The sequence below is a fragment of the Mesorhizobium sp. BE184 genome (assembly GCF_031457045.1).
Classification (GTDB): domain Bacteria; phylum Pseudomonadota; class Alphaproteobacteria; order Rhizobiales; family Rhizobiaceae; genus Mesorhizobium.
Window position 1 is genome coordinate 1,189,106 of record NZ_JAVDVU010000001.1, and the last position, 20,234, is coordinate 1,209,339.

General features: G+C 62.7%; 20 protein-coding genes. 8 read left to right on the forward strand and 12 right to left on the reverse strand.

Features of this window, described 5'->3' with window-relative positions; translation table 11 throughout:
- Positions 1-25: 25 nt before the first annotated feature.
- Together J2X35_RS05880 and J2X35_RS05885 are read right to left on the reverse strand one after the other, a co-directional pair.
- Complete coding sequence (locus J2X35_RS05880) at positions 26-1,999, reverse strand: bifunctional 2',3'-cyclic-nucleotide 2'-phosphodiesterase/3'-nucleotidase (protein WP_310182939.1); 1,974 nt, start codon at positions 1,997-1,999, stop codon at positions 26-28.
- A 151-nt stretch (positions 2,000-2,150) separates the two neighbouring features.
- Positions 2,151-3,443: an NAD(P)/FAD-dependent oxidoreductase gene (locus J2X35_RS05885; protein WP_310182941.1), complete on the reverse strand. Its 1,293-nt coding sequence runs from the start codon at positions 3,441-3,443 to the stop codon at positions 2,151-2,153.
- 179 nt (positions 3,444-3,622) lie between these two features.
- Between J2X35_RS05885 and J2X35_RS05890 the strand changes: the two genes are divergently transcribed.
- Positions 3,623-4,270, forward strand: a complete 648-nt coding sequence (locus J2X35_RS05890) for a 5-formyltetrahydrofolate cyclo-ligase (protein ID WP_310182944.1) — start codon at positions 3,623-3,625, stop codon at positions 4,268-4,270.
- 123 nt (positions 4,271-4,393) lie between these two features.
- On the opposite strand, the gene J2X35_RS05895 is transcribed toward J2X35_RS05890, so the two are convergent.
- Positions 4,394-5,302, reverse strand: coding sequence for a hypothetical protein (locus J2X35_RS05895; protein WP_310182946.1), 909 nt, complete (start codon positions 5,300-5,302; stop codon positions 4,394-4,396).
- 498 nt (positions 5,303-5,800) lie between these two features.
- Between J2X35_RS05895 and J2X35_RS05900 the strand changes: the two genes are divergently transcribed.
- Positions 5,801-5,899: a BrnA antitoxin family protein gene (locus tag J2X35_RS05900; RefSeq protein ID WP_405023180.1), complete on the forward strand. Its 99-nt coding sequence runs from the start codon at positions 5,801-5,803 to the stop codon at positions 5,897-5,899.
- 50 nt (positions 5,900-5,949) lie between these two features.
- Here J2X35_RS05900 and J2X35_RS05905 read toward each other — a convergent pair whose 3' ends face one another.
- The 7 genes from J2X35_RS05905 to J2X35_RS05935 form a co-directional block, all read right to left on the reverse strand.
- A complete protein-coding gene (locus J2X35_RS05905; protein ID WP_310182952.1) occupies positions 5,950-6,609 on the reverse strand; it encodes a hypothetical protein in 660 nt (219 codons plus the stop codon).
- A complete protein-coding gene (locus J2X35_RS05910; protein ID WP_310182953.1) occupies positions 6,567-7,448 on the reverse strand; it encodes an SMODS domain-containing nucleotidyltransferase in 882 nt (293 codons plus the stop codon). The genes J2X35_RS05905 and J2X35_RS05910 overlap by 43 nt, the downstream gene beginning before the upstream one ends.
- A gap of 325 nt (positions 7,449-7,773) precedes the next feature.
- On the reverse strand, positions 7,774-10,698 hold the full coding sequence (gene uvrA / locus J2X35_RS05915) for an excinuclease ABC subunit UvrA (RefSeq protein WP_310182955.1): 2,925 nt from the start codon (positions 10,696-10,698) through the stop codon (positions 7,774-7,776).
- 722 nt (positions 10,699-11,420) lie between these two features.
- A complete protein-coding gene (locus tag J2X35_RS05920; RefSeq protein WP_310182958.1) occupies positions 11,421-11,690 on the reverse strand; it encodes a hypothetical protein in 270 nt (89 codons plus the stop codon).
- 89 nt (positions 11,691-11,779) lie between these two features.
- Complete coding sequence (locus tag J2X35_RS05925) at positions 11,780-12,385, reverse strand: ATP-dependent Clp protease proteolytic subunit (protein ID WP_310182959.1); 606 nt, start codon at positions 12,383-12,385, stop codon at positions 11,780-11,782.
- Between the two features lie 27 nt (positions 12,386-12,412).
- On the reverse strand, positions 12,413-12,877 hold the full coding sequence (locus J2X35_RS05930; protein WP_310182960.1) for an SRPBCC domain-containing protein: 465 nt from the start codon (positions 12,875-12,877) through the stop codon (positions 12,413-12,415).
- Positions 12,874-13,188 carry a metalloregulator ArsR/SmtB family transcription factor gene (locus tag J2X35_RS05935; protein WP_310182962.1) on the reverse strand — a complete coding sequence of 105 codons (315 nt, stop codon included), beginning with the start codon at positions 13,186-13,188 and terminating at the stop codon, positions 12,874-12,876. The genes J2X35_RS05930 and J2X35_RS05935 overlap by 4 nt, the downstream gene beginning before the upstream one ends.
- 239 nt (positions 13,189-13,427) lie before the next feature.
- On the opposite strand from J2X35_RS05935, the gene ssb reads away from it, so the two are divergent.
- Together ssb and J2X35_RS05945 are read left to right on the forward strand one after the other, a co-directional pair.
- Positions 13,428-13,946, forward strand: coding sequence for a single-stranded DNA-binding protein (gene ssb, locus J2X35_RS05940; protein WP_056109595.1), 519 nt, complete (start codon positions 13,428-13,430; stop codon positions 13,944-13,946).
- An 84-nt stretch (positions 13,947-14,030) separates the two neighbouring features.
- Entirely contained in the window at positions 14,031-14,456 is a 426-nt protein-coding gene (locus J2X35_RS05945; RefSeq protein WP_310182964.1) for an OsmC family protein, read from the forward strand.
- Positions 14,457-14,489: 33 nt separating this feature from the next.
- On the opposite strand, the gene J2X35_RS05950 is transcribed toward J2X35_RS05945, so the two are convergent.
- Positions 14,490-15,119, reverse strand: coding sequence for a MarC family protein (locus J2X35_RS05950; RefSeq protein WP_056109598.1), 630 nt, complete (start codon positions 15,117-15,119; stop codon positions 14,490-14,492).
- A 253-nt stretch (positions 15,120-15,372) separates the two neighbouring features.
- Here J2X35_RS05950 and gyrA point away from each other — a divergent pair, with 253 nt between their 5' ends.
- A complete protein-coding gene (gyrA, locus tag J2X35_RS05955) occupies positions 15,373-18,216 on the forward strand; it encodes a DNA gyrase subunit A (RefSeq protein WP_310182967.1) in 2,844 nt (947 codons plus the stop codon).
- A complete protein-coding gene (locus J2X35_RS05960) occupies positions 18,213-18,695 on the forward strand; it encodes a GNAT family N-acetyltransferase (RefSeq protein ID WP_310182968.1) in 483 nt (160 codons plus the stop codon). Before gyrA ends, J2X35_RS05960 begins: the two co-directional genes overlap by 4 nt.
- 22 nt (positions 18,696-18,717) lie before the next feature.
- On the opposite strand, the gene J2X35_RS05965 is transcribed toward J2X35_RS05960, so the two are convergent.
- Entirely contained in the window at positions 18,718-18,852 is a 135-nt protein-coding gene (locus tag J2X35_RS05965; protein ID WP_274533092.1) for a hypothetical protein, read from the reverse strand.
- 191 nt (positions 18,853-19,043) lie between these two features.
- Between J2X35_RS05965 and coaD the strand changes: the two genes are divergently transcribed.
- On the forward strand, positions 19,044-19,544 hold the full coding sequence (gene coaD / locus J2X35_RS05970) for a pantetheine-phosphate adenylyltransferase (protein WP_310182970.1): 501 nt from the start codon (positions 19,044-19,046) through the stop codon (positions 19,542-19,544).
- Between the two features lie 15 nt (positions 19,545-19,559).
- The gene (locus J2X35_RS05975) at positions 19,560-20,141 is read left to right on the forward strand and encodes a peptidylprolyl isomerase (RefSeq protein ID WP_056109605.1); all 582 of its coding nucleotides are present in this window, start codon (positions 19,560-19,562) and stop codon (positions 20,139-20,141) included.
- Positions 20,142-20,234: the final 93 nt, after the last annotated feature.

Genomic DNA, 20,234 nt, shown 5'->3' on the forward strand with positions numbered 1-20,234 from the left:
CCCGGGGAAAAGACACTGTCCAGTGCTACAGCGTGATGCGGTATTTGGCGAAACCACCGTCGCCGTCGCCGGCCGGTTCAATCTTCAGCGATTTCACCGATGCGATGAAATCCTTGCCTTTGGCGCCGGTCTCGAACAGCACGCTGGCGCCCGGCAAAGGCGCGAACGACCAATTGGCGTCGGCTGACGGGTTGATGGTGCCTTGATCGACGATATAGCGCACGATCACGTCGCGGTTGGTGTCCGGCGCTTCATAGATGATCTTGCTGTCGTTGATCTCCGGGAAATTGCCGCCGCCGCCGGCCCGGTAATTGTTGGTGGCGACGACGAATTTCTGTGCCGGATCAATCGGTTTGCCGTTGAACATCAAATCCTTGATGCGGTTTGCGTCGGCATTGGCGACGCCGCCCTTGGAATCGTATTTCGGCGGCTGCGACAGGTCGATCTTGTAGGTCACCCCATCGATGACATCGAAATTGTAGGATGGGAAATCGCCGTTCATCAGCGGCTGGTCGGCCTTGCCGGGCTCCACCTTGTTGAAGATGCCGGCAGACATCTCCAACCATTCCTTCACCTGCGCGCCGGTGATCTCCACGGCGCGCACCGTGTTCGGATAGAGATAGAGGTCCGCGACGTTCTTGATGGCGATGTCGCCGGCGGGAACGTCCGTGTAGTAATCCGGCCCGCCGCGCCCGCCGGCCTTGAATGGCGCCGCCGCCGAAAGCACCGGCAGGTCCTTCCACTGCGATTCCTTCAGCAGGTCCTTGACGTACCAGGTCTGCGCCTGGCTGACGATCTGTACGGAAGGATCGTCGGCGACCAGCGCGAAATAGGAATAGAGCGGCGCTGACGTCTTGCCGACCGGACGCCGCACATATTCAAGCGTCGCCTCATGGTCTTCCTTCAACGCATCGACGACGCGCTGGTCGTCCTCGACCGTCGCCTTGTTCTTGTTGTCGACGCGCTCGTAGATCGGCCGCGCTTCGGAGGTGGCCGAGACCACGCGCCATTTGCCGCCGTCGCGCTCCAGCAACAGATCGACCAGGCCCATATGCGAGCCCCAGAACCCGCCCATCACCGCCGGCTTGCCCTGCAGCGTTCCCTTTTCCGTATCGACGCCCTCGAGGCCCCGGAAATCCTTCTTGCCGGGGAAGACGAGATGCTGGTGGCCGGTGAAGACCGCGTCGATGCCTTCTACGCCGGCGACGAAGAAGGAGGCGTTCTCCATCTTGTCGCCCTGCTTGACGTCGATGCCGGAGTGGGAGAGCGCGATGACGATATCGGCGCCTTCCTCCTTGATCTGCGGCACCCAGGCCTTGGCCGCCTCGACGATGTCGCGCGTCATCACATTGCCTTCGAGGTTCTTCAAATCCCAGACCATGATCTGCGGCGGCACGAAACCGATGATGCCGATCCGGATCGGCTGTTCCTGCCCGGTCCCGTCCTTGATCTTCCTGTCGAGGATCACATAGGGCTTGAGGTAGAGCTTGTCGTCGCGCGGGTTCGAGGCCAGTTCGGTGCCGCGGATCAGGTTCGCGCACACGAACGGAAAATTCGCGCCGGCCAGCACCTTGTCGAGGAAGGACAGGCCGTAGTTGAATTCGTGGTTGCCGAGCGTCGAGCATTCGTAGCCGAGCAGGTTCATGCCCTTCATGACCGGATGCAGATCGCCATCCTTCATGCCCTTCTCATAGGCGATGTAGTCGCCCATCGGGCTGCCCTGCAGCAGGTCGCCATTGTCGATCAGCATGGCGTTGGTTGCTTCCTTGCGCACCGCGTCGATGATGGAAGCCGTGCGCGACAGGCCCATCGTGTCGTTCGGCTTGTCGGCGTAGTAATCATAGGGAAGCACGTTCACATGGATGTCGGTGGTTTCCATGATGCGCAGATGCGCCTGGTTGGCCTGCGCGCGCGCCGAGAACGGGTGCAGCACGATCAGCGCGCCCGTCGCGGCGGCGCCCGCCAGCAGCGATCGGCGCGAAATGAGCATCTCGGACATGATTTGCGTTCTCCCGTATAAATTGCTTAGCCGGCATTGCGACTCTCGCGCCAAACTTCGGCCAAGTCCAGCAGGAACGCATCACGAAGGGATGACAGGCGGATGACCGTTTGCCGCCTGCACAGCGGGCGAGTGCGCGACGCCGATCCGGCTACCTCTCCGCCTGCTTCTTCGCGTTGCTGACCTTGTCGCTGTCGCCCTGTGTGATGAGGCGGGCGCTGCGCTGTCCCGTCACGTAAATCCACAACCAGCTCAGCGAGACCGTCAGCCGGTTTCTCAGGCCGATGAGGAAGTAGATATGGGCGATGCCCCATATCCACCAGGCGAGCCGGCCGGTGAGCTTGATCCAGCCGAAGTCGATGGCGGCGGCGCGCTTGCCGATCGTCGCCAGGTCGCCGTCATGCCGGTACTGGAACGGTTTAGGCGCGTCGTCGCCGGCCAGCCGCGCCAGCACGGTTTTCGCCACATGCCGGCCCTGTTGCTTGGCCGCAGGCGCGACGCCGGGCACGAGCCGGCCTTCTTTCCAGGCGACATGCGCCGTGTCGCCGACGGCGAAGATGTCGGCGTGGCCGGGCACCGTCAGGTCGGGTTCGACCATGATGCGCCCGGCGCGATCGGCGGCGACGCCGAGCCATTCCGCCGCCGGCGAGGCGGCGACGCCGGCCGCCCAGATGATGGTTTGCGCCGGCAAGCGTTGCCCACCGAACACCACGCCCTCGGCATCGCATTCCGACACCGGGCGGTTGAGCTCGACCGTAACGCCCAGCCGCTCCAGCGCCGCCTTGGCGTAGGCCGACAGTTCCGGCCGAAAACCGGAAAGCAGGCGCTCACCCGCCTCGATCAGCACGACCCGGGCGGCGCTCGTATCGATGTTGCGGAATTCGCCGGCGAGCGTGTCGCGCGCCAGTTCGGCGATGGTGCCGGCCAGCTCGACGCCGGTCGGCCCGCCGCCGATGATGACCAGCGTCATCAGCGCCTGCCTTTTGGCCGGGTCGGTCTCCCGTTCAGCCTGTTCGAACGCCAGCAGGATCCGCCTGCGGATCGCGGTCGCGTCCTCCAGCGTCTTCAGGCCCGGCGCAAACGGCTCCCACTCGTCATGACCGAAATAGGCGTGGCGCGCGCCGGTCGCCAGCACCAGCGTGTCGTAGGCGACGGTCTCGCCATCCTCGAGCAGCACCCGTCTTGCCTCGCTGTCGACGCCGGTGACGGTGCCGAGCAGGGTGGTGACATCCTTGCGCCGGCGCAGCAGGTGCCGCACCGGCCAGGCGATCTCCGATGTCGCCAGCGAGGTGGTGGCGACCTGGTAGAGCAGCGGCTGGAACAGATGATGGTTGCGCCGGTCGATGAGCGTCACCCGGACCGGAGCGCCGGCCAGCGCGCGGGTGAATTCGAGGCCGCCGAACCCCGCGCCGATGACGACGATGTGGTGGCTGGCTGCGTTCATTGCATCACCTCCGGGAGGGGCATCAATCCAGATGCCAATGCTCCTTAGATGTAGGTGCTTTTGTGCGCTGCAGCAATGCCGGCCGGCTCCCCGCGCCCCGTCCTGCGATGTCGTGAATGCGCATGCGATGCCGGCGCGCCCGGTATAGGCTGAACCGGACGATGCGATGAGGTGCCATCATGGGCGACGATCGGGACGACGAAGGGCCGGCGCAATATGCGTCGCCGCCATGTTTCATGCATGAACTCGATCCGGCCTTCCGGGCCCCGCCCGCCGACTGGACCGACATACGCCGCTGGCGCAAGGCCGAGCGGGACCGGCTGATCGCGGCGCGCCTTGCCATTCCGGCCGATGCGCGCGCCGCCATGTCCGCCCGGATCGCCGCCGGCCTCGACGCCACCATCGGCGATGTCGCCGGCAGGATGATCAGCTTCTATTGGCCGTTCCGTGGCGAGCCGGATTTGCGGCCCTGGGCCGAAACGGTGAAGGCGCGGGGCGGGCGCACGGCGCTGCCGATCGTGGTGGAGAAAGGCCGGCCGCTGATCTTCCGCGCCTGGAAGCAGGGCGAGAAGCTGGACAAGGGCGTGTGGAACATCCCGATACCGGCGCAGGGCGATCCCGTTTTGCCGGACGTCGTCATCGCGCCGGTCGTCGGCATCGATCCGGACAAGTACCGCCTCGGCTATGGCGGCGGCTTCTTCGACCGCACGCTGGCTTCAATGCCGCGCAAGCCCCTGGTCATCGGCGTCGGCTACGAAATGCAGCGCATCCCCACCATCTATCCGCAGGCGCACGATGTGCCGATGGGCGAGGTGGTGCTGGGCTGATGCCGGGCTTTATCCGCCCGCGGGTCCGCAGCGCCGGAAACCTCCCCGGCGCGAGCAAGGGAGGCACGACAGCCCTGCTTCATCATGTTTGGCAACCTCCCTTTGCAGGGGAGGACTCGCGCCTCATGACGTGTCGGGAAGGGCGCGCCATGCGAGGCCGTGCGTTTCGAGGACGACGCCCTGCGCCGCGCTCCAGCGATGCCTGGGCAGGCTGAGCGGCGGCGCGCCGGGCGGACGGCCGACGCGCAGCGGATAAAGGCCGGAAAAGCGTTCGCGGGGACCACCCCGCGCCTGCGGCGGGACCCTCCCCGCAAGGGGGAGGGTGAGGCGATAGTCCCGCAAGGCCCGCCAGCGGGCGAAGCGCCGCGCCTGTTTCGGCAGATCGTCGAGCGCGGCGGCCAGCGCGCAGACGCGGCGCATCAGGCGCTGGTCGGGCAATCGGTCATAGGGCGTCGGCTCGAGACGCACGGGCAGGGGCCGCCGCCATCGGCCCGGATCGCTGGCGCGCGGCGGGCAGGCGATTTGCGCATAGCGCCTGCGGTGGAAGCGCTTCATGGGATCGAGCAAGGAAAAGCGCGGCATGCGCACCGGCGGCTTCGGCGCCGTCGATACGGGCGGCGAAGGCGCGGCGAAGAGCGGGGCCATGATTCCGGCCACATAAGTGCGCGGCAGGGCGACCGGCCTGATCGCGCGGGCGACCGGGCGGCCACGCTTCAACTCCCAGGGCCGCAGCGCCGGCGTCGGCAGGTCGGCGGCGATGACGACGATCAGCCGCCGCGCCGCCGCCTCGGCGGGGAGCAGAATATGCCGGACCATGGTGTGGATGCGCCGCGAGATGGTCGAGGGATCGCAGAGCTTGCGGAACGCCCGGACCGCGGCGCTGTCGCCGCCGGCATCCTGCGCATCCGCCGTGCCGGTGATGAAACGCATCGCCTGACCCGTGTCGTCGGCCAGCCCGATATAGACGAGCATCAGCGCCAGCAGACGGCGCAGCGTGGCGTGGTGGCGGGTGATGATGGCGGCGGTGGGCATGGGGGAGTCCTCCGGGGAGGAGGAGTATGGGGGAGCGGGGAGGGGCGTGGATGGGAAATTGTCGAGCGGCGCGGCTGGTTATCTCTCCCCTTGCGGGAGAGAAAGCGATTTCAACATCTTCGGCGAGTTCTTCACGGCCTAAGTGTTAGAAATCGTAAGTGAGGGGCAAGTTCATCACGCTCCAAAGCCCCTCTCTTGCAAAATCTAGCACTTAGCTTCGCTAAGGTGCTGATTTGCTTTCTCCCCCGCAAGGAGGGGGAGATAAAGGCGTGACGGCTCGCAAAAGCGTCAAGAAAGGAAACTGATCTGATGGCGCAAAAACATTCAAGCCGGGGCGGTGCTAAACAAAGGCGGATTGGGACGCAGTGGACAGCCTGCCGCTGACTAAGGAAGAAATCGCCTCGTTGCGCCGGCGAAAGCAGTCTTGCCCGCCGAGTTTTTCGAAGCTGTGAAAGAGGCCAGAAAGAAGCTCGGCCGGCGCGCAAGGCCGACAAGTTGGTGGCGGTCACGGTGCGTTTGCCGCCGGACGTGCTGGAGCGCTGGAAGGCGAAGGGTAATGACTGGCGGACGAAGATGGCGGAGCGGTTAAAGGGGTGAGGGTCCATCAGCGGCACCCAGGCAAAAGAATCGTACGATCTAGTCACGCCTTAGAACGGCAACCAAGATCTAAAGTAGGATAGGACAAGGCCAATTCGCCGGCTCAATGGATCACCCGGAACCTGGGACCAAATCCAGCTCAACAAAGTGCGAGACTTTTTACTGCTTTTTGAATCAGAGTTGTCATTCAAATTCGAGTAATCGCCACGCATTATTTTGTGGCGAGCTATCTCGAATGCCCACTCAGGTGCGATAAGCGGTTCGCTCCGGGCAGTATTAAGTCGCTCCATCAACTCACCCAATTTCGACAAAGCCTCTTGCTCGTCGATTGGAGCTACAATTTTGCGCAACTTGCGAAAATCATCGCGCAACGCCTTAAATGTTCCAGCGAGTCTTCCGATATCCGCGATCTGAGAATCCATTTTTAGTGACTCGATGATCGCAGGAAAAAAGCCCGCGACGATTGCAAGAAAAGGAGCGATCCATGACCATTCGCCTTCTTGCAAAAATGACCAGCCTGCGAAGCCTCCCAGTACGATGGGAACTACGATGAAAAACGCTTTCCTTCTTCGGACAACTCTTAGCCAAATTGTAAGCGACGTTGAGGTGTAACTGCAGTTCTCCTGCTGATCTTCACATTCCTCTAAGATGCTTTTTAGCCGAGATGTCATGGCGACTTTGCAATCCAATATCCGAAAATCTTTTGCCATTCTTCACCGGCCGCATCGACCAGGTCGATTGTCTCAAAATCGCATGCTTTTCTGGCTCGATCCCATGCACTTTCCGCCCGGCTCTTCCAACTGTCATCAAGCCAGTGAAGATGCCCATCTAGCGTCCAAATATAAGTATTAGATAACCCGATCAGATATTCGAAGAAATCTCGAACGAGCCAATCGTAATAGAAGTATGAGCAATTTGCCCACTTCGATGTGTTCAGAAAATCTGCAGTTAGTGTCTCGAGCACGTAGGATTTCAGTGGGACGCCACACTCATCCCGCCAGATTTTAAACATCCGAACGAGTTTCTTTGTGTTGTAGCTGCTCGCCGTATTGGATTGATTTAAACGCGAGATCTCACCTACGGGATCAACGTCTTTCCAAGAACCGCCATCATTTGTGTCACAGATTCTGTAATGCGTGTCATCTAGTTCGAACGCTGGCACCACCTCGATCATTAGTGTGTTGAACTTCACTTGTACGACCTGGCCATCGCCACGCATCGTCGTCTGCGGATAAAATGGTTCAAGAGCAGTCTTCACTTCCTGCAATAAGGTGGATTGCTTATTTCCTCCAAGGGCATCAACCCTGAAATACTCCGTGTTGGGCAACACAAAAAACATATCGACATCATAAGGTGGCCGCACTGCGGTGCTTTTTCCCCACGAACCTACTACTAGCTTGTGAACGTCCTCACTATCGCTGCTCCAATATTTCGAATTCAGTGCAGACGTGATTCCACGACATTTGCTGTCGCCATCGTCGATCTGACTATCTGTCAGAACAATATTGTCGTTGAATTCGGAAAACCGTTTCGTGACAGCTATCCACATTCCATCCTCACTTCTGCTGCGCGAACACAAGTAGGGTCCAGCGAATAGGTGCGGGCGGATTATGCTGGTGATGATTCTGGGGTGGTAACGGATTTCCTTTGTTTGCAGCGATTTCGTCACCGCAGTGCTTGCATCGGTAAATGCCTGAGTTCGCAGCTATGGTACCTGGAGGATGTTCTGCGTCGTATTCGGCATGATCGCTTTTCTGGAGATACTGTGCGTACTTAAATTGCGCCATAGTTTTGCCCCGCAAACTGTGGTCACAGAATATATAAAGTACATAAAGAGAACAAGAGTGGAATATCGCGATCCACAGGAACGCGACCTACTCCGCCGCCACCCTTCGCTTCGCCCCCGGCCGGCGCTCCAGCAGTTCCTTCAAGAACTGCCCGGTATAGCTGCGCTTTTCCGCGACAATCTCTTCCGGCGTCCCGCTCGCCACCAGTTCGCCGCCGCCGTCGCCGCCTTCGGGGCCGAGGTCGAGCACCCAGTCGGCGGTCTTGATGACTTCGAGATTGTGCTCGATGACGACCACCGTGTTGCCCTGGTCGACCAGTTCCTGCAGCACTTCCAGCAGCTTGGCGACGTCGTGGAAGTGCAGGCCGGTGGTCGGCTCGTCGAGGATGTAGAGCGTCTTGCCGGTCGCCTTGCGCGACAGCTCCTTGGCCAGCTTGATGCGCTGCGCCTCGCCGCCCGACAGCGTGTTGGCCTGCTGGCCGATATGGATGTAGCCAAGGCCGACATCCTTCAGCGTCTGCAGCTTGTCGCGCACGCCGGGCACCGCGGCGAAGAAATCGACGCCTTCCTCCACCGTCATGTCGAGCACGTCGGCGATCGACTTGGTCTTGAAGGTGACGTCCAGCGTCTCGCGGTTGTAGCGCTTGCCGTGGCAGACGTCGCAGGTGACGTAGACGTCCGGCAGGAAATGCATCTCGATCTTGATGACGCCGTCGCCCTGGCAGGCCTCGCAGCGGCCGCCCTTGACGTTGAACGAGAAACGGCCCGGCTGGTAGCCGCGCGCCTTGGCCTCCGGCAGGCCGGCGAACCAGTCGCGGATGGGCGTGAAGGCGCCGGTGTAGGTGGCGGGGTTGGAGCGAGGGGTGCGGCCGATCGGCGACTGGTCGATGTCGATGACCTTGTCGAGGAATTCCAGGCCCTCGATGCGGTCGTGGTCGGCCGGATGCTCTCTGCTGCCCATGATGCGGCGCGAGGCGGCCTTGAACAGCGTCTCGATCAGGAAGGTCGACTTGCCGCCGCCCGACACGCCGGTGACGGCGGTGAAGGTGCCGAGCGGAATCTCGGCGGTGACGTTTTTCAGATTGTTGCCGCGCGCGCCGACGATCCTGATGCGCTTGCCCTTCTTGCCGGGACGGCGCGCCGCCGGCGTGGCGATTTCCAGTTCGCCCGACAGATACTTGCCGGTGATCGAATTGGGGTTGGCCATGATCTCGTTCGGCGTGCCCCTGGCGATCACCTCGCCGCCATGGATGCCGGCGGCGGGGCCTATGTCGACCACATAGTCGGCATGCAGGATGGCGTCCTCGTCATGCTCGACGACGATGACGGTGTTGCCGATGTCGCGCAGGTGCTTCAGCGTATCGAGCAGGCGGGCATTGTCGCGCTGGTGCAGGCCGATGGATGGCTCGTCCAGCACGTAGAGCACGCCGGTGAGGCCGGAACCGATCTGGCTGGCGAGGCGGATGCGCTGGCTCTCGCCGCCCGACAGCGTGCCGGAATTGCGCGCCAGCGTCAGGTAATCAAGCCCGACATCGTTGAGGAACCGCAGCCGCTCGCGGATTTCCTTGAGCACCCGCACGGCGATTTCGTTCTGCTTGTCGTTCATCTGCGACGGCAGCTCGGTGAACCATTTGTCGGCCTTGCGGATCGACTGTTCGGTCACCTCGCCGATGTGCTTGCCGGCGATCTTCACCGCCAGCGCTTCCGGCTTCAGCCGGTAGCCGTTGCAGGCCGGGCAGGGGGTGGCCGACATGAAGCGCTCGATCTCCTCGCGCATCCATGCGGATTCGGTTTCCTTCCAGCGCCGCTCCAGGTTGGGGATGACGCCCTCGAACGTCTTGGTCGTCTTGTAGGAGCGCAGGCCGTCATCATACTGGAACGCCACCTCGCGCGCGCCGGTGCCGCGCAGGATTGCCTCTTTCGCCTCGGCGCCGAGGTCCCTGAACTTGTCGCCGGGCTTGAAGCCATAGGCCTTGCCCAGCGCCTCCAGCGTCTGCGCGTAATAGGGCGAGGACGACTTCGCCCATGGCGCGATGGCGCCGTCGCGCAGCGACAGGTTCTCGTCGGGGACGATCAGCATCGGGTCGATGGCGCGCTGGCTGCCCAGCCCGTCGCAGGTCGGGCAGGCGCCGGCGGGGTTGTTGAAGGAGAACAGCCGCGGCTCGATTTCCGCAATCGTAAACCCGGACACCGGACAGGCGAACTTTTCCGAGAACAGCAGGCGCTCATGCGTCTCGTTGGCGGATTTGTTGACCGCGTCCTCGCCGGTCTGGCTGGCGTCGAGCGGCCTGTCGGCGAACTCGGCCACCGCCAGGCCCTCGGCCAGCTTCAGCGCCGTCTCGATCGAATCCGCCAGCCGCGTGGCAAGGTCGCCGCGCACCACGATACGGTCCACCACAACGTCGATGTCGTGCTTGTATTTCTTGTCCAGCGCCGGAACGTCGGCGATCTCGTAGAAGGCGCCGTCGACCTTGACGCGCTGGAAGCCTTTCTTCTGCAGTTCCAGCAATTCCTTGCGGTACTCGCCTTTGCGGCCGCGCACGATGGGCGCCATGATGAACAGGCGCGTGCCTTCGTCCAGCGCCAGCACGCGGTCGACCATCTGGCTGACCGTCTGGCTTTCGATGGGCAGGCCGGTGGCGGGCGAATAGGGAACGCCGACGCGCGCGAACAGCAGGCGCATGTAGTCGTAGATCTCGGTGACCGTGCCGACGGTCGAGCGCGGATTCTTCGAGGTGGTCTTCTGCTCGATGGAAATGGCCGGCGACAGCCCGTCGATCTGGTCGACGTCCGGCTTCTGCATCATCTCGAGGAACTGGCGCGCATAGGCCGAGAGGCTCTCGACATAGCGGCGCTGGCCTTCGGCGTAGATCGTGTCGAAGGCAAGCGACGACTTGCCCGAACCGGAAAGCCCGGTCATCACCACCAGCGAATCCCGCGGCAGGTCGAGGTCGACATTCTTGAGATTGTGTTCGCGCGCGCCGCGAATGGAAATGTATTTGTGGTCGGCCATGCCGGTCCGCCGCCTCGATATCTGATTGCCGGATTGGCGGATGCCGCCGTTCCCCTGATGTAGGTAGTTTTGCCGCTACGTCGAGATGCCGCAACCGCCCCAGCGCGTTTAACCGCCTTTGGCGGGATGCGGCAAGCAAAAAGAACAAAGGTCGAACGACTTGCTGACAGCGTGTTGGCAGGAAGTCCGTCCCGGACGCCTGACGCGACCGATCACTTTTTCTCCCATCCGTCGCTCGACACTTGACCCGGCTTCGGCGCGGGTCCAGATTTATTTCCGTCGATGAGGCCGATCGCCAGCAGGGCGATCTTCGAGCCGCAACAGGCCGTCTGCGAGACGCCGCAGGCTACGAATAGGCGCCTCCAACGACACAAGAGCAACGAGCAAGGGAGCGAGGTATGACCCCACCGGACAGTCCCAGCCGGCTCCACGTTTCGCTGGAGCCGCGGCGAACCTGAAATTGCCACGCCGACCGGCTAGGCCATGTCGGTTCGTCGAAATCCCCCACATTGAGAAACGATAGTCGGATCAGCGGCTGAACCCGCGGCGCATCCGAAAAATAACGCCGGTAAAACACTCCCGGCAAAAATGAGTTGATCTCATAAGGCCCCGACCGCTTTGCAAATGCAGCGGCGGGGCCGTTTTCGTTGCAGCAATGGGCTTTTACGCAGGCCCCGCACATCATTGGCAGGAGGTTGACGGCTCGATCGCGAGCGGCGGTCTTATTTCTTCTTCAGCTCGAACTCGTTGCCGAAGCCAGCCTCTGCGCGGACGAAACCGGATATGCGCACATCGAAATTGCCAACCTTGTACCGGCCATCTTCGGCAGGCTGTAAGTCCGGCTCCGGTTCAGCCGGCTTGACGATGCGATAATCGCCCTCGACCCCGGGCAAAGTACCGGACACCGGCTTCTCGCCCGCATGGGCGTAACCGGCGACAAAAGCCGCCAGCACAAACGCGCAGGCGCGCGCGGTAAGGATTGTTGCGCTCATCGGTAAAGCATAACGGTTCGAGCGGTTCAGGGCCAGTGGCTTCCGCAACAGGAGCTGGTCTGGCTGGCGAACGAAGATAGAAACGCCGCCTACGCCGCGGCCTTGCGTGTGTCATAGACATGGTCAACGACGCCCCATGCCCGGGCCTCCTCGGCGGTCATGAAATAATCACGGTCGAGCGTGCGCTCCACCTCCTCCAGCGTGCGGCCGCAATGCTCCGAATAGAGCCGGATCATGCGGCGCTTGATCTTGAGGATATTTTCGGCGTGGCGCTCGATGTCCGAGGCCTGGCCCTGGAAACCGCCCAGCGGCTGGTGCACGACGATCTGCGCGTTGGGCAGGGCGATGCGCCGCCCCGGCGTGCCCGCCATCAGCAGGAACGATCCCATCGACGCGGCAAAGCCCATGCAGACGGTCGAGATCGGGCAGCGCACATAGCGCATGGTGTCGTAGATGGCGAAGCCGCTGGTGACCACACCGCCGGGCGAGTTGATGTAGAGGGAGATTTCCTTGTCGGGATTGTCCGCCTCCAGCGACAGTATTTGCGCGCACACCAGCGCCGCCATGCCGTCTTCGATCTGGCCGTTGATGAAGATGATGCGCTCGCGCAGCAGCCGCGAGAAAATGTCGAAGGCGCGTTCGCCACGGCTCGATTGCTCGATCACCATCGGCACCAGGTTGGCAAGGCCGCTCATTGTCGGTTCTCCGTTCGTTGGCGGCGCTCAGGCCGCGCGCAAAAGCATGATCGTGTTGGCTGGAGCCGGCCGTGGCCGTGGCTTGCCCGAGAGGGTGAGACGGCAAGTCGGAACGCCGGCCAGCGCGACCGCGGGAATGGCGGCGAAGTCGCCATGCACGATGCGCAGGCGGGTGCCGCCGGAGGCGGAACGGGCAAGCTCGAAACTGACGGTGCTGTCGATGCCGGAGGCGTCGCCGTTTTCACGGTCGTCCCGTTCACGCCAGGAATAGCGCAGCAATCGGCAGGGATCGGCCTCAAGAACCTCGCATTCTATCGGCGCCGCGCCGGGACGCAGTTGGAAGCGGCTGCCGGCCTCGATGGCGGGATCCATGTCATTGGGCAGCAGCCACGCAGCCAAAAGCTCGGGCACGGTGAGCGCCCGCCAGACCTTTTCCGGCGGCTCGGCCAGGTCGCATTCGACAACGATCGGCGCGGCGGGCTTCTCGGTCATTGATCCATCTCCTTCAGCATCGTCTTCAGTTTTTCCACATGCGCCGGCCAGAAGGCGCGGTAGCGCTCGATCCAGCCGAGCAGCGGCCCAAGCCCGTCCGGATCAGCCCGGTAGTAGGCGTTGCGGCCGGCGCGGCGTTCCTGAACCAGCCCGGCGCCGCGCAGCACGGCCAGATGCTGCGATACGGCCGGCTGCGTCACCGACGTGCCATCGCGCAGCTGCGATACGGTCATCTCGCCGCCGGCCAGCCGCTCGAACAGCGCGCGCCGGGTCGGGTCGGCCAGGGCGCGGAATATCTCTGCTTCGATCATGGCAGAAGCATAAGTGCAAACTTATTCGTTTGGCAAGCGGCGAGAACAGCTTGTATCGCTTCCTAACGGACTGGCCTTTGACTCTGCTGACATTTCCTTGACAAAGCAGGTGCGGATTGAATAGAACATAAAGGGAACAAAAACATTGTGGGTAAAACTGCCTCCTGGCAGGCACGCGCTGCGCGCAGCCTGTAAGGTGCGTGGATCAAATCGATTTCGGATGAGCGTGGAGAAGTGTGATGGCGGGCAGCGTCAATAAGGTCATTCTGGTGGGCAATCTCGGCGCCGACCCGGAAATCCGCCGGCTGAACTCAGGCGAACCGGTGGTCAATCTGCGGATTGCGACCTCGGAAAGCTGGCGCGACAAGAATTCGGGCGAACGCAAGGAAAAGACCGAGTGGCACAGCATCGTCATCTTCAATGACAATCTGGCCAAGGTCGCCGAGCAGTACCTGAAGAAGGGCATGAAGGTTTATCTCGAAGGCGCGCTGCAGACCCGCAAATGGGAAAAGGACGGCGTCGAACGCTATACAACCGAGATCGTGCTGCAGAAATTCCGCGGCGAACTGCAGATGCTGGATTCGCGCGGCCAGGGCGAGGGCGGTCAGGTCGGCGGCTATTCCGGCGGCGGTCGTGACAGCTTCGGCCAGTCGGGTCCCGGCGGCGGCGACGATTTCGGTGGCCGCGGTTCGGGCGGCGGCGGCAATCGCAGTGGCGGTGGTGGCTCGCGCGATCTGGACGACGAAATCCCGTTCTGATCGACGCTGCGCGGGACCGTTTGCGGTCTCCATAAGGGTGGCGCAGTCGCTTAACCTGGTGGCGCCTGGCTTGAGGGATATTCGGTGAAGGCACGGGTCAAGTGGGTCGAGGAACGGACTTTCGTCGGCGAGTCGGGCTCCGGCCACAAGCTGGTCCTCGGTACGGCGTCAGCGCCCGGCGGTGCGACGCCGGGACCGAGCCCGATGGAACTCGTGCTGATCGGCACCGGCGGCTGTTCAGCCTATGATGTCGTGCATATCCTCGAAAAAGGCCGCGAGGCGGTCGAGGATTGCGTGGTCGAGCTCGACGCCGACCGGGCCGAAATCGACCCGAAGGTGTTCACGCGCATCCACATGCATTTCATCGTCAGCGGACGGGCGCTTTCCCTCGACAAGGTCAGGCGCGCGGTCGATCTGTCGATCGACAAATACTGCTCCGCCTCGGCGATGATGGCCAGGACCGCTGCGATTACCCATGATTTCGAGGTGGTCGACACGTCGGCGAAGTAGGTCCCCGGACAGGCTGGTCCCGGTAGAGGCATATCACCCCGCCATCAGCGCCTTCACGCCGTCGGCGACGAACTGCACCGCCAGCGCCGCGAGGATGACGCCCAGCAGCCGCGTCAGGATGGAGCGGCCGGTCTGACCGAGTATGCCATCGACGCGCTCGGCCAGCAGGAACACCGCATAGGTGATGGCCAGGCACAGGAAAATGATGCCGACCAGCGCCATCTGCGCGGCAACGCCCTGAAACGAACCGGAAAGCAGCACCGTGGCGGAAATCGCGCCGGGTCCGGCGATCAGCGGGATCGCCAGCGGAAAGGCGGCGAGGTTGTGGATGTGGTCGCGGGTAATGGCGACGTCGCCGATCTTCTCCTTGCGGTCCTGACGCCGCTCGAAAACCATCTCGAAGGCGATGAAGAACAGCAGGAAGCCGCCCGCCACCCGGAAAGCGGGCAGGGTGATGCCGAATACCGACAGGATCGACGCACCCGCCAGCGCGAACAGCGCCAGCACGAGAAAGCCGATCACCGAGGCGCGAATGGAGACCTGCCGGCGCTCGTCGCGGTTCATGCCGCGCGTGATCGCCAGGAAAAGCGGCGCCAGACCCGGTGGATCGATCGTCACGAGAATGGTCACGAAAGCATTGAAAAGACTGTCGAAACTGGACATGGGCCAGACCCTCTGGCGGTCAGGCTAGCGTGATCGCGGCTTGCGCGCCAGTCCAGTCACGTCGAACGCCGCGCGCCAATCGGCTCCGGCGCCTGCGCCAATCGCGATAGGTTGCCGCAGCGTCCGCTCGAAAATCGCCCATCCATTTGAATCTTCGTGGAAAATCAGTTCTGGAAAAGCTGCCGCGCCATTGGAGAAATCCAGCGGCTTCCTATATAAAAGGCCTGTGATTCCCTCTTTCGTGTGACGCATTTTGAACGACCAGAAGACACCGCTCGGGCCGCAGGGTCCTTCCGGCATCGAGCCGATCTCGATCATCGAGGAGATGCAGCGCTCCTATCTCGATTACGCGATGAGCGTGATCGTGTCGCGCGCGCTGCCGGACGTCCGCGACGGGCTGAAGCCCGTTCACCGGCGCATCCTCTATGCGGCGCATGAGAGCGGCTATCACTGGAACCGCAAATATGTGAAGTCGGCCCGTCCGGTCGCCGACGTGATGGGTAAGTACCATCCGCATGGCGACGCCTCGATCTATGACGCCCTGGTGCGCATGGCGCAGGACTGGTCGCTGCGCGTGCCGCTCATCGACGGGCAGGGCAATTTCGGCTCCATCGACGGCGACCCGCCGGCGGCGATGCGCTACACGGAATCGCGCCTGACCAAGGTCGCGCATGAGCTGCTCGAGGACATCGACAAGGAGACCGTCGACTTCCAGGACACCTACGATGCGTCGGGCAGCGAACCGAAAGTCTTGCCGGCGCGTTTTCCCAATCTTCTGGTCAATGGCTCCGGCGGCATCGCCGTCGGCATGGCGACGAACATTCCGCCGCACAATTTGTCCGAAGTCTGCAACGGCGCCATCGCGCTGATCGACGACCCGGCGATCGGCCTGCCGCGGCTGATGGAGATCATCCCCGGTCCGGACTTTCCGACCGGCGGCCTGGTGATCGGGCGCGCGGGCATCGAGAGCGCCTATGCGACGGGCCGCGGCTCGATCCTGATGCGCGGGCGCGTCGAAATCGAGCAACGAGCCAACGACCGGGAAGCCATCGTCATCACCGAAGTTCCCTATCAGGTGAACAAATCGTCGATGATCGAGAAGATGGCCGAACTGGTGCGCGACAAGCGCATCGAAGGCATTTCCGACATCCGCGACGAAAGCGACCGGCAGGGCTACCGCGTCGTCATCGAGCTGAAGCGCGACGCCGTCGCCGACGTCATCCTGAACCAGCTTTACCGCTATACGCCGCTTCAGACTTCATTCGGCGCCAACGTCGTGGCGCTGAACGGCGGCAAGCCCGAAGTCATGACGCTGCTCGACATGCTGAAGGCCTTCGTATCCTTCCGCGAAGAGGTGATCAGCCGCCGCACCAAATTCCTGCTGCGCAAGGTTCGCGACCGCGCCCATATCCTGGTCGGTCTCGCCATCGCCGTCGCCAACATCGACGAGGTCATCAAGCTGATCCGCGGCGCGCCGGATCCCACCACCGCGCGGGAGCAGTTGATGACCCGGCGCTGGCCGGCGGCGGATGTCGAGTCCCTGATCCGGCTGATCGACGATCCGCGCCACCGCATCAACGACGACGGCACCTACAATCTTTCCGAGGAGCAGGCGCGCGCTATTCTCGCGCTGCAGCTGTCGCGCCTCACGGCGCTTGGCCGCGATGAAATCGCCGACGAATTGAACAAGATCGGCGCGGAAATCTCTGATTACCTTGACATATTGTCCTCGCGGGCGCGCATCCAGCAGATCGTCAAGGACGAACTGGCAGCCGTGCGGGACGAGTTCGGCACGCCGCGGCGCACCGAACTGCTCGACGGCGCGGCCGACATGGACGACGAAGACCTGATCCAGCGCGAGGACATGGTCGTCACCGTGAGCCATTCGGGCTACATCAAGCGCGTGCCGCTGTCGCTCTACCGGGCGCAGCGCCGCGGCGGCAAGGGCCGCTCGGGCATGTCGACCAAGGACGAGGATTTCGTCACCCGGCTGTTCGTCGCCAACACGCATACGCCGGTGCTGTTCTTCTCCTCGCGCGGCATCGTCTACAAGGAAAAGGTCTGGCGCCTGCCGATCGGCAATCCGCAGTCGCGCGGCAAGGCGCTGATCAACCTGCTGCAATTGCAGCAGGGCGAGCGCATCACCACCATCATGCCGCTGCCCGAGGACGAGGCGAGCTGGGGCGAACTCGACGTCATGTTCGCCACCACGCGCGGCACGGTGCGCCGCAACAAGCTGAGCGAATTCGTCCAGGTCAACCGCAATGGCAAGATCGCCATGAAGCTGGAGGAGGAAGGCGACGAGATCCTCGGCGTCGAAACCTGCACCGACAATGACGATGTGCTTCTGACAGCGAGTTCCGGCCAATGCATCCGGTTCCGTGTCGACGATGTGCGCGTCTTCCAGAGCCGCAATTCGGTTGGCGTGCGCGGCATCTCGATGGCTGAAGGCGACCGGGTCATCTCGATGGCCATCATCGAGCACGTGGAAGCCGATCCGGCCGAACGCGCCGGGTATCTCAAGCAGGCCGTTGCCGAACGCAAGGCCGCGGCTTTGGCTGCCGGCATGGAAGTCGAGACGGGCGGCGAAGAAGAGATCGCGTTGACCAATGAGGACGTGGGTGAAATCGGCGACCTGTCACCGGAGCGCTACGCGGAACTGAAGGCGCACGAGCAGTTCGTTTTGACCGTCACCGAGTTCGGCTACGGCAAACGGTCGTCGTCCTATGATTTCAGGCTGACCGGCCGCGGCGGCAAGGGCATCCGCGCCACGGACGTGTCGAAAGTCGATGAAATCGGCCGGCTGGTCGCAACCTTCCCGGTCGCCAACGATGACCAGATCATGCTGGTTTCGGATGGCGGCACGGTCATTCGCGTGCCGGTCCACGGCATTCGATTCGCCAGCCGCGCTACCAAGGGCGTGACCATCTTCAACACTGCGAAAGGCGAGAAAGTGGTCTCGGTCGAGCGTATCTCCGAACCGCAGGGCGAGGACGAAGATGCCTTGCCGGCCGGCGAAGCCGGCGAGACGAACGCTGGCGGCGAAGGACCCGGCGACGGTTCGGCCGGGGCAACGGATGGCGGCCCGGAGGCTTGACTGTTTCCGCGCCGCGCCTGGCCCTGGCCGCCGACCTTGCGGCGATTGAAGAGCTGACGCGGGCGGCCTACAGCCCTTACACCGCGCTTCTCGGCGCGCCGCCTTTGCCGGTGACGGAGGATTATCGTCCGCGCATCGACCGCGAGGAAATCTGGCTGCTCGATGACGGCCCAGAGGGGGCTGCGGGCGGACTTTCGGGTCTCATCGTGCTGGAAACCCATCCGGATCATGTGATGGTGTTCAGCGTCGCGGTCGCACCATCGAGCCAGGGTTTGGGGCTGGGTGTCCGGCTTCTGGGCTTTGCCGAGGAACAGGCAGCGAAAGCGGGGCTCAGCGAAGTTCGGCTGTATACCAATGCGCGGATGGAGCGGAACATTGCGCTCTACCGGTCGCTTGGGTTTGTCGAAACTGGCCGCCGGCCCAATCCGGTGCGTCCGGGATGGACGGTCGTGGATATGATCAAGCGCCTGCGCGTTTAGGCGGCGCGGCGAACGGGGCGGGTCAGTAGCGGCGCGGGCCGAAGCGGTCCGTCCGGCGGGCGTGCAGTTTCACACGTTCGGCTTCCTGATGCAGACCGAAGACGGTAGCGATCAGCATGGCGACAGTCATTGCGGCAGCTAGCATGAAGATCATCATTTTGGTTCTCCTGCGCCTTACAACGATCAGATGGGGCTTTGGTTTCATCTAATGAAGAGGCAAGGTAGTGAACTGTGAGTGAAAGCTTCGTGATCGGCCCGTTCATCTGTCGTTCATGGTTGCCGAAAGGTTCACGAGAGCGTTGCGGGCGGAATTGCCTTTGACCGAAGGGGCAGCTAGAAGCAGGCTGCATGACTGATCGCATCGCCCTCTATGCCGGCTCCTTCGACCCGCTGACCAACGGTCACCTGGATGTGCTGAAGGCGTCGCTCGCCGTCGCCGACACGATCTATGCGGCGATCGGCATGCATCCCGGCAAGAAGCCGCTGTTTTCGTTCGAGGATCGGGTGAAGCTCATCGAGGCCGCCGCGAAGTCGGAACTCGGAAAGGATGGCGCGCGCATCAGGGTCGTTTCCTTCGACGGGCTGGTGATCGATGCGGCGAAGAAGCATGGCGCATCGATCATGATCCGCGGCCTGCGCGACGGCACCGACCTCGACTACGAGATGCAGATGGCCGGCATGAACGAGACCATGGCGCCGGAATTGCAGACTGTTTTCCTGCCCGCCAGCCCCTCGGTGCGAACCATTACCGCCACACTTGTCCGCCAGATAGCCTCGATGGGAGGCGATATCCGCCCCTTCGTGCCGGCGGTGGTGGCCGGCGCGCTCACGGCCAAATTCGCCAGATAATTTCGGAGAAAATCCATGCTTTTCAAAAGGCTCGCCGCCTGTCTCGTCCTTCTTGCCGGCATGTTCGCCGGTGCTGCCGCCTTCGCGGCGGAGCCCGACAACACGATGGTCATCACACTGAAGGACGGCGACGTGACCGTCGCTCTGCGGCCCGATCTTGCGCCCAAGCATGTCGAGCAGATCAAGAAGCTGGTGCGCGAGGGCGCCTACAACAACGTCGCGTTCCACCGCGTCATCGACGGCTTCATGGCGCAGACCGGCGACGTGCGTTACGGCGACATGAAGGACGGCTACAGCGCCGACGCCGTCGGCACCGGCGGCTCGGACCTGCCCGACCTGCCGGCCGAATTCTCCAAGGAGCATTTCGTCCGCGGCGTGCTGGGCATGGCCCGTTCGCAGGACCCGAACTCGGCCAATTCGCAGTTCTTCATCATGTTCGACACAGCGGATTCGCTCGATGGCCAGTACACGATCATTGGCGAGGTCGAGAGCGGCATGGATCTCGTCGACAAGATCAAAAAAGGCGATTCGGCGCAAAACGGGGTTGTTTCCGACCCCGACCGCATGATCAAGGTGCGCATCGCTTCCGACAAATAACGGGAGATCGGCAGTCGGCAATCGGCAGTTGGAGAGCTCTTCGTTTAGAAGAAAACGCTGCCTTTTTCCACTTGCTACTCTCTCGACTGCCTA

Excerpts from the sequence above, each read along its gene's own strand:
- J2X35_RS05895 (WP_310182946.1), bottom strand. The coding sequence starts at position 5,302 with ATGCCCACCGCCGCCATCATCACCCGCCACCACGCCACGCTGCGCCGT.
- J2X35_RS05975 (WP_056109605.1), top strand. The coding sequence starts at position 19,560 with ATGCTTTTCAAAAGGCTCGCCGCCTGTCTCGTCCTTCTTGCCGGCATG.
- J2X35_RS05885 (WP_310182941.1), bottom strand. The coding sequence starts at position 3,443 with ATGAACGCAGCCAGCCACCACATCGTCGTCATCGGCGCGGGGTTCGGC.
- J2X35_RS05965 (WP_274533092.1), bottom strand. The coding sequence starts at position 18,852 with ATGATGATCTTCATGCTAGCTGCCGCAATGACTGTCGCCATGCTGATC.
- J2X35_RS05935 (WP_310182962.1), bottom strand. The coding sequence starts at position 13,188 with ATGATCGAAGCAGAGATATTCCGCGCCCTGGCCGACCCGACCCGGCGC.
- coaD (WP_310182970.1), top strand. The coding sequence starts at position 19,044 with ATGACTGATCGCATCGCCCTCTATGCCGGCTCCTTCGACCCGCTGACC.
- J2X35_RS05890 (WP_310182944.1), top strand. The coding sequence starts at position 3,623 with ATGGGCGACGATCGGGACGACGAAGGGCCGGCGCAATATGCGTCGCCG.
- uvrA (WP_310182955.1), bottom strand. The coding sequence starts at position 10,698 with ATGGCCGACCACAAATACATTTCCATTCGCGGCGCGCGCGAACACAAT.
- J2X35_RS05925 (WP_310182959.1), bottom strand. The coding sequence starts at position 12,385 with ATGAGCGGCCTTGCCAACCTGGTGCCGATGGTGATCGAGCAATCGAGC.
- J2X35_RS05930 (WP_310182960.1), bottom strand. The coding sequence starts at position 12,877 with ATGACCGAGAAGCCCGCCGCGCCGATCGTTGTCGAATGCGACCTGGCC.
- J2X35_RS05880 (WP_310182939.1), bottom strand. The coding sequence starts at position 1,999 with ATGTCCGAGATGCTCATTTCGCGCCGATCGCTGCTGGCGGGCGCCGCC.
- J2X35_RS05910 (WP_310182953.1), bottom strand. The coding sequence starts at position 7,448 with ATGTGGATAGCTGTCACGAAACGGTTTTCCGAATTCAACGACAATATT.
- ssb (WP_056109595.1), top strand. The coding sequence starts at position 13,428 with ATGGCGGGCAGCGTCAATAAGGTCATTCTGGTGGGCAATCTCGGCGCC.
- J2X35_RS05950 (WP_056109598.1), bottom strand. The coding sequence starts at position 15,119 with ATGTCCAGTTTCGACAGTCTTTTCAATGCTTTCGTGACCATTCTCGTG.
- J2X35_RS05905 (WP_310182952.1), bottom strand. The coding sequence starts at position 6,609 with ATGGCAAAAGATTTTCGGATATTGGATTGCAAAGTCGCCATGACATCT.
- J2X35_RS05920 (WP_310182958.1), bottom strand. The coding sequence starts at position 11,690 with ATGAGCGCAACAATCCTTACCGCGCGCGCCTGCGCGTTTGTGCTGGCG.